General features: G+C 54.8%; 9 protein-coding genes. All 9 read right to left on the minus strand.

The features are described from left to right. Nucleotides 1-177: 177 nt before the first annotated feature. On the minus strand, nt 178-1,320 hold the full coding sequence (gene rpoD, locus PN477_RS03005; protein WP_334310518.1) for an RNA polymerase sigma factor RpoD: 1,143 nt from the start codon (nt 1,318-1,320) through the stop codon (nt 178-180). Between the two features lie 603 nt (nt 1,321-1,923). Then, nucleotides 1,924-2,997 (minus strand): murein hydrolase activator EnvC family protein, encoded by a 1,074-nt coding sequence (locus PN477_RS03010; protein WP_272146973.1) that lies wholly within the window; start codon nt 2,995-2,997, stop codon nt 1,924-1,926. Nucleotides 2,998-3,164: 167 nt separating this feature from the next. Further along, nucleotides 3,165-5,090 (minus strand): DNA topoisomerase (ATP-hydrolyzing) subunit B, encoded by a 1,926-nt coding sequence (gene gyrB / locus PN477_RS03015; RefSeq protein WP_272122434.1) that lies wholly within the window; start codon nt 5,088-5,090, stop codon nt 3,165-3,167. A 214-nt stretch (nt 5,091-5,304) separates the two neighbouring features. Then, the gene (locus tag PN477_RS03020; RefSeq protein WP_272122436.1) at nt 5,305-6,393 is read right to left on the minus strand and encodes an NAD(P)/FAD-dependent oxidoreductase; all 1,089 of its coding nucleotides are present in this window, start codon (nt 6,391-6,393) and stop codon (nt 5,305-5,307) included. Then, on the minus strand, nt 6,390-6,851 hold the full coding sequence (gene psbQ / locus PN477_RS03025) for a photosystem II protein PsbQ (RefSeq protein WP_272122438.1): 462 nt from the start codon (nt 6,849-6,851) through the stop codon (nt 6,390-6,392). The genes PN477_RS03020 and psbQ overlap by 4 nt, the downstream gene beginning before the upstream one ends. A gap of 111 nt (nt 6,852-6,962) precedes the next feature. Continuing rightward, nucleotides 6,963-8,405 (minus strand): adenylate/guanylate cyclase domain-containing protein, encoded by a 1,443-nt coding sequence (locus PN477_RS03030; protein ID WP_272122440.1) that lies wholly within the window; start codon nt 8,403-8,405, stop codon nt 6,963-6,965. Nucleotides 8,406-8,662: 257 nt separating this feature from the next. Next, nucleotides 8,663-9,031, minus strand: coding sequence for a PDDEXK family nuclease (locus PN477_RS03035; RefSeq protein WP_272122442.1), 369 nt, complete (start codon nt 9,029-9,031; stop codon nt 8,663-8,665). A gap of 57 nt (nt 9,032-9,088) precedes the next feature. Beyond that, entirely contained in the window at nt 9,089-10,432 is a 1,344-nt protein-coding gene (gene accC, locus PN477_RS03040) for an acetyl-CoA carboxylase biotin carboxylase subunit (RefSeq protein ID WP_272122444.1), read from the minus strand. 63 nt (nt 10,433-10,495) lie between these two features. Then, nucleotides 10,496-10,756 (minus strand): hypothetical protein, encoded by a 261-nt coding sequence (locus PN477_RS03045; RefSeq protein ID WP_272122446.1) that lies wholly within the window; start codon nt 10,754-10,756, stop codon nt 10,496-10,498. Nucleotides 10,757-10,929 lie beyond the last annotated feature (173 nt).

The raw sequence follows: 10,929 nt of genomic DNA on the forward strand, positions 1-10,929 counted from the left end.
TCATCCCCTCTCCATCGCCTCTCAATTCCTCGTCCAACTCAACCTCGATCCTGAAACCATGCTCACCACCCTCCAAGATCAGGCATGATTGCCCCCCGCCCAACGGGAAAAAGCCCAGAGCGTCGGCTCTAGGCTTCTAGATTTCACACAAATATTTCAAGCAAAGACCCAAAAGCCTTAGCGGATATATTCCTTCAGAATGCTATTCCGATTGGGGTGGCGCAGTTTTCGCAGGGCTTTCGCTTCGATTTGACGAATGCGCTCACGGGTCACATTGAAGATTTGCCCGATTTCTTCCAGGGTTTTCATCCGACCATCATCCAACCCATAGCGGAGGCGTAACACATCGCGCTCGCGGGGGCTGAGGGTGTCGAGGACGCTTTCGAGATCTTCGCGGAGAAGATTTTTCGAGACTTGGTCTTCAGGGGTTTCGCCGTCGGCTTCGATGAAATCACCCAGGCGAGAATCTTCTTCTTTGCCGATGGGGGTTTCAAGGGAAATGGGGAGTTGGGCGGATTTGGCGATAAACCGGAGTTTTTCGATCGTCATTTCCATCCGGGTGGCGATTTCTTCCTCGGTGGGTTTGCGCCCCATTTCTTGGGAGAGGATTTTGGTGGTTTTCTTGATCCGGGAGATGGTTTCGTAGAGGTGGACGGGGAGGCGGATGGTGCGGGATTGATCTGCGATCGCTCGCGTAATCGCTTGGCGAATCCACCAGGTGGCATAGGTGGAAAACTTATACCCTTTCGCATGGTCAAACTTTTCCGCCGCCCGAATCAAGCCCAAGGAGCCTTCTTGAATCAAGTCCTGAAAAGATAGACCCCGGTTCATGTATTTCTTCGCGATGGACACCACCAGTCTGAGGTTAGACTGCACCATTTTGTCCTTGGCACGACGGCCAATGAAGAGGCGGCGGCGAAAATCCGGGTAGGCTAACTCAGTGGCGGCAGCCCATTCATGAAGATTGGGTTCACGTTCGAGGGAGTCAAAGAGGTCATCGCGAATCCGTTCAAATTCGAGAAGTTCAGCAATTTTTCGAGCGAGTTCGATCTCTTCTTCGGCACGAAGGAGGCGAATCCGACCAATTTCTTGGAGATAGATCCGAATGGAATCCTCTGTGTACGGTTTCTTGCGCGTTTGCTCACGACGACGGGATGCACCCTTTTTCTGTTTTGAATCCTCATCTTCGGTGATATCTGCTTTGATCAGAGTTTCATCTGATTCTTGTTCAATCAGATACTCTAATTCGTTCTGAGGTTGGGTAATCTTTGCGAGATCGTAATTCGCCTGAGTCATGCTGTTTTCCTCTTGCTCCTTCAGTTCAAGACCAGAACATCGTTCATTGTTGTGATTTCACGATGGTTTCGATAATCATTCAGCATTACCGAAGTACTACATCGCCCATCACCTTAACGCAAATATCATCGGGATAATATCCTTGGGTTTTTCCCATGGAGTCGCACGGCACTCTGCGCACAGTTGAAGACGCGACCGCACAAATTCTTGACTGGACAGAATGTTACACTCCTGACGTGAATCCTCTGGAAGCTCATGCTTGACCAAGACTGATGGCATGAGTTGGATTGATTCGTTGGCAGAGTGTAATGTTTTTAACCTTCTATCAAGGACAGATCCTGCTTTAATGATTCCCTGAGCGTTAATTTAAGAACTCAGTTTTGGTTGGGCTGTCAGACATTGTAATGAATTCAAATCGAAATGACAGCCCATTGATCGTGGATCTTGCAATTTTTGTGAAATTCAAGACATGTCTTAATCAAATTATTGAGGTTGCTCACCATTTATCTGGCATTTCAGTTCTTTTGTATTAAAAAAATAGACGATCGCTGCCCTTGTGCTGAAGCATCGGGGTGGATGTTACGAAAAAAGCGGGTGGGTTAATGTTGGCGGCACGGTGCGATCGCCCTAGGGACGGAGGTAGGGAACGGGGTCGATGGGTTTGCCGTTCTGGCGCAGTTCAAAATGGAGGTGAGGCCCGGTGGAGAGGCCGGTGGAGCCGACTTCGGCGATCGCTTCCCCTTGCTCCACAGGTTGCCCGACGGTGACAAGCATTTTATTCGTGTGGCCGTAGAGGGTGGCAAACCCGTCGCCATGTTCGATTACCACGGTGCGCCCATAGCCACCATACCAACCGGCAAAGGCCACCACACCAGCATCGGCGGCTTGAATCGGGCTGCCGTAGGGGCCTTTGAAGTCAATGCCCGCGTGGAGACGTTGCCGACCGAGGACGGGATGCTTACGCCAGCCGTAGGTATCACTAATCTCGCCGTGGTGGGGCAGGATGTAGGTTCCCGTGCCGCTGTTGGGGCCGTCGCTGGGGGCGTTCCATTGTTGGATCAGGGCTTCGAGTTGGGCGGAATCTTGGCTGAGTTGGGTTTGGGCGGCTTGGAGGGTGGCGCGATCGCTGTCGTTGGCGAGGAGTTGCTGTTGGAGTTGGAGTTGGGCTTCGAGGTCTTGGGTTTGGGCTTGGATTTGGGTGGTGATCGTGGTGATTTCGGCCTGTTGTTGTTCGAGGGCGGTTTTTTGATCAAAAAGACGTTGGGCGACCTGTTGCAATTGGGCGAGGCGATCGCGGTCGGCTTGGTAGAGTTGGCGGAGGCGATCGCGCCGATCGAAAAACTCGTTCAGGTTTTCACTCTTCAACAACACCGACCAGCCTCGACTCGCGAGGGATTGCTGTTGTAAAAACCGCAGCCGGGCAATGGTTGCATTCATCTGAGGCGCGTACTGTTGCCGCTCTTTCCCTAGGGCCGTTTCTAGCTCCGCCAAGCGTTGATTGGCGGTGTTGAGTTGGTCTTCGTAATAGTCCAATTGCAGATCCATCACCTGCCGATTGCGCTGCAAGCTCTGGATATATTGCTGTACGGCTTCCGTGGCGGTAGTCGGTTCCGGTTGGTTCCATTCATCGAGGAGCGAATTCGCCCCAGCGGATGCACTGAACCACAACCACGCCGCGATCGCGATCGGGGCGATCGCCACCCGGATCAGCGCAAGGGAGGCAAGGGGCTTAAGCCCCTTGTTCAGCCCCTTGTTCAGCCCCTTGTTCAGTATCGGGTTGCAATCAGTTAACGCGAGTGTGATTCTGAGCCGCTTTGACTGTCCAGACATCCTCTCAACTCTTCAGAATCAGTGGCTTTAACCTAGCGTTAAATATCGAGATCGTCGAGGTCGAGTTTAGAGCCTTCGGTTTCAATAAATTCCCGCCGGGGCGCAACTTTATCCCCCATCAGGACGGTGAAAATATTATCCGCCGCCGCTGCATCTTGGATTTCCACCTGTTTGAGCATCCGGGTTTCGGGGTTCATGGTGGTGTCCCAGAGTTGGTTCGGCATCATTTCCCCCAAACCCTTAAAGCGTTGGATCGTGTAGTTGGCGTTGTCGGGGAATTGGGCGATCGCGTGGGCCAGTTCGCGATCGCTGTACAAATATTGATGATTGCGACCCCGTTCCAACTTATACAAAGGCGGGCAGGCAATATAGACATAGCCCTGATCGATCAGATCCCGTTGATAGCGGAAAAAGAAGGTTAATAACAACGTCCGAATATGCGCCCCGTCCACGTCCGCATCGGTCATGATGATGATGTTGTGGTAGCGCAGTTGATCTGGGTTGAAATCTTCCCCTTTAATGCCCAAACCGAGGGCGGTAATCAGGGATTGAATTTCGTTGTTTTTGTAAATTTTCGCGTCGTCGGTGCGCTCAATGTTGAGGATTTTACCGCGCAGGGGGAGGATCGCTTGGATGCGGCGATCGCGCCCCTGTTTGGCCGAACCGCCCGCCGAATCCCCTTCCACAATGAAGATTTCCGACTCAGAGGGATCGCGAGAACTACAATCGGCTAATTTACCCGGCAACGGCGACGACTCCAGCACCGATTTACGCCGCACCAATTCCCGCGCCCGCCGCGCCGCTTCCGCCGCCTTAAAGGACTGCACCGCCTTTTCAATAATCGTGTCAGCAACAGCCGGGTTGAATTCTAAATATTCATTCAACACCTCCCCCACCAGGGAATCCACAATGCCGCGCACCTCACTGTTGCCCAGTTTGGTTTTAGTTTGCCCTTCAAATTCCGGGTCGGGCACTTTCACGGAAATCACCGCTGTTAAGCCTTCGCGGATGTTTTCGCCGCCGAGGTTGGCTTCGTTTTCTTTAATCTTGTTGCGTTTGCGGGCGACATTGTTCATCGTCCGGGTCAGCACCGCCTTTAACCCTTCAAGGTGCGTCCCGCCGTCGATGGTGCGAATGTTGTTGGCAAACCCAAGAATATTATCGCTGTAGGAGTCGATGCACCATTGCAACGCCACTTCCACCACCACGCCATCCCGTTCTCCTTCGACATAAATAATGTCAGTGTGGAGGGGTTCTTTTTCGCGGGTCATGTAGGTGACATATTCGCGAATGCCGCCTTCGTAGCAGTAGGTTTCAATCCGGGGCACTTCGGGGCGGCGATCGCTAAACGTAATCTTCACCCCCGCATTGAGATAGCCCAGTTCCCGCAGCCGCCCCGCCAAGGTGTTGTAGTCAAAATCCACCGTCTCCGAAAAAATGGTGGTATCCGGCAAAAACGTGAGGGATGTGCCGCTGCTGGTTTGGGTGGGGTCGGCGGTTTCGGTCAGTTCGCCCATGGGAACCCCCCGTTCGTAGCGTTGGGTGTAAAGGGTTTGGTCGCGACGCACTTCCACCACCACCCAAGTTGAGAGGGCATTGACCACCGACACGCCCACACCATGCAAGCCACCGGAGACCTTATAGCCGCCACCGCCAAATTTTCCCCCGGCATGGAGCACCGTCATCACCGTTTCCAGGGCGGATTTACCAGTGGTGGGGTGAACATCGATCGGAATACCCCGGCCGTCATCGGTGACGCAGACGGAACCATCGGGGTTAATGTCCACTTCAATATGGGTGCAATAGCCAGCGAGGGCCTCATCAATGGAGTTATCAACCACCTCATAAACGAGGTGATGCAGTCCACGGGGCCCGGTGGTGCCGATGTACATCCCTGGACGTTTACGGACAGGATCTAAACCTTCTAAAACCTGAATCTGATCGGCACGATAGTTACTGGCCATAAAAATTCCTCGAATCGCGGAGAAGCGGGCTTAAGGCTCTCAAATGGTAAAAAACCTATCAAATTCTAACATAAAAGGGTTAATGGCGATGCTAGGCTCTGTAGCTTGCAAAAAAAGATTGGATACCATGCCGAGAAAATTGCCAATTATTGCATCAAGAGCAGGGACTGGAGCGATCGCTCTCGATCAGTTTTCGGCGCGGTAGGAGTTCCCATTATCGCACGATTTCGGCGCAGACCTGCTGGGCTGTGGCGGGGGCGAGCAGAACGCCGTTGCGGTAATGGCCGGTGGCGAGGGTGACGTTGGTGTAGCCGGTGAGGGGGCCGATGACGGGGGCGGGTTGGCCGTGGGGGCGGGGGCGTTGGCCCGACCAGGATTCAATGATTTCACCCTGGGCGAGGGCGGGACAGACGGCGATCGCCTGCTGCCAGACGGCTGCTTTTAGGTGAGCTTGGGCGGCAACGATGCCCTGCTCATCGGGAAACTCCACCGTCGCGCCCACCCAATAATCACCGCCGCCAAGGGGAACAAGATGCACATCATGGCCGGAGATCACCGGCTCCACGGGATGGAGGGGAGCGGGGCAGCGGACGCGAAAGGCTTGGCCGAGGACAGGACGGAGATCGAGGGTTTGCTGAAGTTGGGCGGTGAGGGGGGTGGAACCAAGACCGGCGGCGAGAATGAGGCGATCGCAGGCCAGCCAATCCGTGCCGATCTGGACATGGGTGCAGCGGTGCGCCTCCCCCTCGGCCTCGGTGCGCAGGGCGGTGACAGCCTGGCCAAAGCGACAGTCCGCGCCGGCTTGGCTGGCGGCTTGGATTAGGGCTGCGGTTAACGGGCGGGGCTGAATTTGGCCATCCTGGGGAGAATGCACCGCACCGATGAGGCGATCGCTCTCGATATAGGGACAATGGGCCGCTAATTGCGCACGATCCCACAGCTCAAGCGACCAGCCCTGCTGCGATCGCACCTGCTGCAAACGTTGCCACCGTTCATCCCGTTCGTCTTCGCGGAATCGCAGCATCACTAAACCGTGGGAATTGGTGGGAATCGGGCAGCCTGTCACCTGTTCGAGTTCCGGGATTAACGTGGCGTAGCGGCGTAGACTCTGCTCGCGCAACCGCCAGCCGCGCCCGGTGGTTTTTTGGCTGATCACCCCCATCAACACCCCCAACGCCGCACCGGTAGACCCGGCAGCGGCGCTGGCTTGTTCAACAAGGACGACGGCTTGCTTTTGGCGGTTGAGTTCGTAGGCAATCATTGCCCCGACGACTCCGCCACCCACAATCACAATCGGGTTCATGCCTCGCTGTCGGGTTCGCGGGGAATATAGTCTAGGTACACCTCAAAATCCTTTTCAAGGGCGGCTAAGGCTTCGGTGGCAAAGTTGGGCACACCCTCCGAGGCAGCCGCGTCTAGGCGTTCAATGTCGTTAAATAGGGACTCGGCGAGGTCGGTGGCAACGGCTTGGTCTTTTTCGAGCAGGAGGCTGCGATCGAGGTAGCCCAAGGTGGCCCGCAACCCGCCTAAGGGGCCGTGGAGGAAGGAACCAACATTATTCCAATCATTTTTAGCCACATAGCCTTCCAGTTCGGGGAGGCGATCGCGCACGGCTTCAATGGGAGCGATCGCCCGGTCAATGGCCGCAATTTTTTCAGGGGTATAGGTAGGGGGGGCTTGCACCATTGCACCGCCACAGCCCGTGAGGAAGGTGGTTAAACCTATGAGAAGTAGAGCAAGTAAGGATCGAATCGGTTTCATACAAAAATCTTCGGGTAACAGTCGCATTGTCTGAGAAAACTATACGGGAAAATCGGAATCCCCACACTTGGAATCCGATTTTGGACAGAAAACGCAATCAACACAATGCTGTTACTTACGGCGATCGCATAGCCAATAGGTTTCCATGGGGCCTTTGCCTTTGATCGGGAGGATGCCGCGCCGCTGACAGGTGAAGTGAGGGGCGATCGCGGCTTGGGTCGCTGCGGTGATTTGAATCTGTCTCGCTTTGCCCTGGGACTCCATCCGCGCCGCCACATTGACCGCATCCCCCCAGAGGTCATAGATGAATTTTTTGATCCCAATCACCCCCGCCACCACCGAGCCGGTATGGATGCCAATACGGAGTTCCATCGGGGAACCGTCGGGCCAGTGAAACTGCTGGATCGCCTGTTGCATATCGAGGGCCATGGCGGCGATCGCGATCGCATGATCCGGACGGGGTAACGGTAGCCCCGCCGCGGCCATATACGCATCGCCAATGGTTTTGATCTTCTCCACGCCGTGGGTTTCCGCTAATTGATCAAACACCGAAAAAATCTGATTCAAGGTGCTAATCAGTTCCAGAGCTTCAAACTGACTGGCATAGGACGAGAAACTGACCAAATCGGCAAAGAGAATCGTCACACTGGGAAACTGCTGGGCGAGACTGCCCTCAAACCGTTTCAACTGTTCTGCGATCGGGCGGGGCAGCACATTGAGCAGGAGGCGTTCGGATTTATTTTTTTCCACTAAGAGGGCTTTTTCGGCTTGAATGCGCTGGGTGACATTGGCTTGCATCCCCACAAAGTGGGTGAGGCGGCCCTCGTCATCAAACACCGGGGAAATGGTGAGTTCATTCCAAAACAGCGTGCCATCTTTGCGAAAATTCCGGAGGGTGACGGTGCAGTGGCGGCGTTCTCGGATGGCGGCGCGGAGTTCGTGGCGGGCGGCTTGGTCTTTTTCAGGGCCTTGGAGGAAGCGGCAATTGAGGCCGAGCACCTCGGTGGCGGAATAGCCTGTCATCTCTTCAAAAGCGGGATTGACATAAATCAGCGGCAGATCGGGGAGCCGAGCATCGGCGATCACAATCCCGACTCGACTGGCGGCGATCGCTTGATCCCGCAGATACAACGCCGCCTGCACACCTTTTTGATAGGCCCCCCGATGGTGCCATTGGGTTTCGGTCACATCTTGGGCGATCGCCACACTCACCCCGTCCCGATAGGGAGACACCCGCCACGACAACCACCGATAGCTGCCGTTACGATGGCGAAATCGGTTTTTATATTCCACGGGCGTTTGCCGTTGGGGATGGTGACAGCGTTGCTCAGCGGCGAGGGTGCTTTCGAGGTCGTCAGGGTGAATCCAGTCTACCCAAGGCTGCTGGCGGAGTTCCTCCGGTGTCCATCCCAGCAAATCCTGCCACAGATGATTCAGTTCCCCAAAATAGCCATCCCCATGGCGCACACAGATCAAGTCCACCGACAACTCAAAAAACGACTGTAGCGAAGTTGCCGCATTGCATGGTGTACGAACGTCTCCAGAAAAACCCATAATGCCCTGTGAGTGACCCTTGGTTTCGTGGACTTGTTGACTGCACCCCCTACTCCCATTATTCAGGTTTTCGCGTCAATCTGGGAACATTCAGGACGACCACCGCTGCGGATGGCGCACAGCGATCGCACCTCCTCGTACAGCGTCAAGACTTACTATTCGGATTGTCTTGAATGTCCAACGCTCAACGTGACGGTGCGTTACGCTTCGCTAACAGCACCCTACAAACATCCTGATTCTTGGCATTGACGCACCTCCTAGTCTTCTAACACCTGCACATCCACTTCCACCGCATCCACATCAATCGTGCCCGGCGGCGTAATCCGCACAAAGCGCCCATCCTTAATCTGGAGGGCTTCACTACAGTTCGGGCAATTAAACGCCACCTGATTAAACGCCGCAAAGGCGTGGCCACACATCGGGCATTGATCGTCCACCACATTCCGCTTCACCCACCAGCGCAGCCCATACACCGCCACCACCGGCAGCAGGGCCAACAAAAACACCGCCAGGAAGATCCCATTCACAATCCACCCCAACCCCACCGCGCTGAGGCCCATCACCCCAAGCAAAATCAACAAACTACAGCCAATGCCGGATAAATTCCATTGGGCAATTTGATTCACACTGACCTCCTGATCCGGAATTCGTAACCTTGTTTCATCCTAGTGATTGATCGTGATCTATTGCATGTGCTGGGCGATGAAATTGGTATAAACCTCACCGCTCAAGAAGGCGGGCGTGGTTAAGATGCGCTCGTGGAAGCTGATCGTGGTGGGAATGCCGGTGATCGCACATTCTCGCAAGGCTCGTCGCATGCGGGTGATGGCAGTGGCGCGATCGGGGCCCCAGACGATTAATTTACCAATCAGGGAATCGTAGTAGGGCGGGATTTCGTAGTCGGTATACACATGGGAATCCATGCGCACACCGGGGCCACCGGGGGGAAGGTAGGCGGTGATCCGGCCCGGATGGGGGCGAAAATTATGGGCGGGATCTTCAGCGTTGATCCGACATTCGATCGCATGGCCCTTGAGTTGCACATCGGCTTGGGAGAAGGTGAGGCGATCGCCCTGGGCAATGCGAATCTGCTCCGTGATCAAGTCCAACCCGGTGATCATTTCCGTGACGGGATGTTCCACCTGAATGCGGGTGTTCATCTCCATAAAATAAAAGTTCCCTGCCTTATCAAGGAGAAATTCCACCGTCCCCGCCCCGACATAGTGAATCGACTGGGCCGCTCGTACTGCGGCTGTGCCCATTTTTTTTCGTAATCTTTGGGTCAAAACCGGGCTGGGAGCTTCTTCGAGGAGTTTTTGATGGCGGCGTTGAATTGAACAATCTCGTTCGCCCAAATGCACCACATTGCCGTAACTATCTGCCAAGATTTGAAATTCAATATGGCGCGGCGCTTCGAGGAATTTTTCCAGATAGACCCCGGCATTGCCAAAGGCAGCTTCGGCTTCCCCTTGGGCCGCCCGGAACATCTTCACTAATTCACTTTCGTCTCTCACGAGGCGCATGCCCCGGCCCCCGCCGCCCGCCGTGGCTTTGAGAATGACGGGATAGCCGATCTTGCCAGCGATCGCGATCGCTTGGTGTTCATCACTAAGGAGACCATCACTGCCCGGTAATGTCGGGACACCGGCTCGCTGCATTGTTTCTTTCGCGGTGGACTTGTCCCCCATGGACATCATCGCGGCAGGAGTCGGGCCAATGAAGGTAATGTGATGATCCGCGCAAATTTCAGCGAAACGGGCATTTTCAGCCAGGAACCCATAGCCCGGATGAATGGCTGTGGCGTTGCGGGTCAGGGCTGCGGCGATGATGTTGGGAATATTGAGATAGCTTTTGCTGCTGGGGGGTTGGCCAATACAAACGCTTTCGTCCGCGAGTTGGACATGGAGGGCATGTTCGTCAATGGTGGAATGGACGGCCACGGTGGCGATCCCCAGTTCTTGACAACTGCGGAGAATACGAAGGGCGATTTCACCCCGATTGGCAATGAGGACTTTAGAAAACTGCATTCGGTTACACAGCAATGGCTCTCGGTCGTGCAATCCACTATACAGTTTTTAGGCTCGTCTGCCCTAGTCTTCGGGGTCGCGGTGACGTTGGGCCAGATCCGAGGGGGGGCGATCGCTACTCCAGGCCCACCAGGCTTGTTCACATTCGCAGTGATAAAACTCTTGCCATTTACGCTGATAGTCTTCATTCACCACCGGAGCGCGACGATTGAGCCAAACCCGTTGGGCTTGGCGAGGGGATGCACCACAGCGGGGACAGTGAAAGGTCATGGCGTGGAGGGCGGGTTCTGTCCAGGTGGGGGGGAGAGGCTCAAACGCTTCCATGCAGACTTGATTAAGATTAAACGTCTCCTCAGCTTATCAAAAAAATGGGTTTAAAACCTCGTCTTTTTAAGACGGCTTTGGATTAATATAGAGACGGTTGAGATCCCCAAGGTGGGCGGTTGTGAAGCGGCTTTTAGTCGGCACCCTCGAACCTGAAAACTCCTAGAGAGTAA

Origin of the sequence: Spirulina subsalsa CS-330 (assembly GCF_028330765.1) — a bacterium.
GTDB lineage: Bacteria > Cyanobacteriota > Cyanobacteriia > Cyanobacteriales > Spirulinaceae > Spirulina > Spirulina subsalsa_A.

Bases quoted from the DNA above. Each gene is read 5' to 3' on its own strand.
- gyrB (WP_272122434.1), bottom strand. From the start codon at position 5,090: ATGGCCAGTAACTATCGTGCCGATCAGATTCAGGTTTTAGAAGGTTTA.
- PN477_RS03020 (WP_272122436.1), bottom strand. From the start codon at position 6,393: ATGAACCCGATTGTGATTGTGGGTGGCGGAGTCGTCGGGGCAATGATT.
- psbQ (WP_272122438.1), bottom strand. From the start codon at position 6,851: ATGAAACCGATTCGATCCTTACTTGCTCTACTTCTCATAGGTTTAACC.
- PN477_RS03030 (WP_272122440.1), bottom strand. From the start codon at position 8,405: ATGGGTTTTTCTGGAGACGTTCGTACACCATGCAATGCGGCAACTTCG.
- accC (WP_272122444.1), bottom strand. From the start codon at position 10,432: ATGCAGTTTTCTAAAGTCCTCATTGCCAATCGGGGTGAAATCGCCCTT.
- PN477_RS03045 (WP_272122446.1), bottom strand. From the start codon at position 10,756: ATGGAAGCGTTTGAGCCTCTCCCCCCCACCTGGACAGAACCCGCCCTC.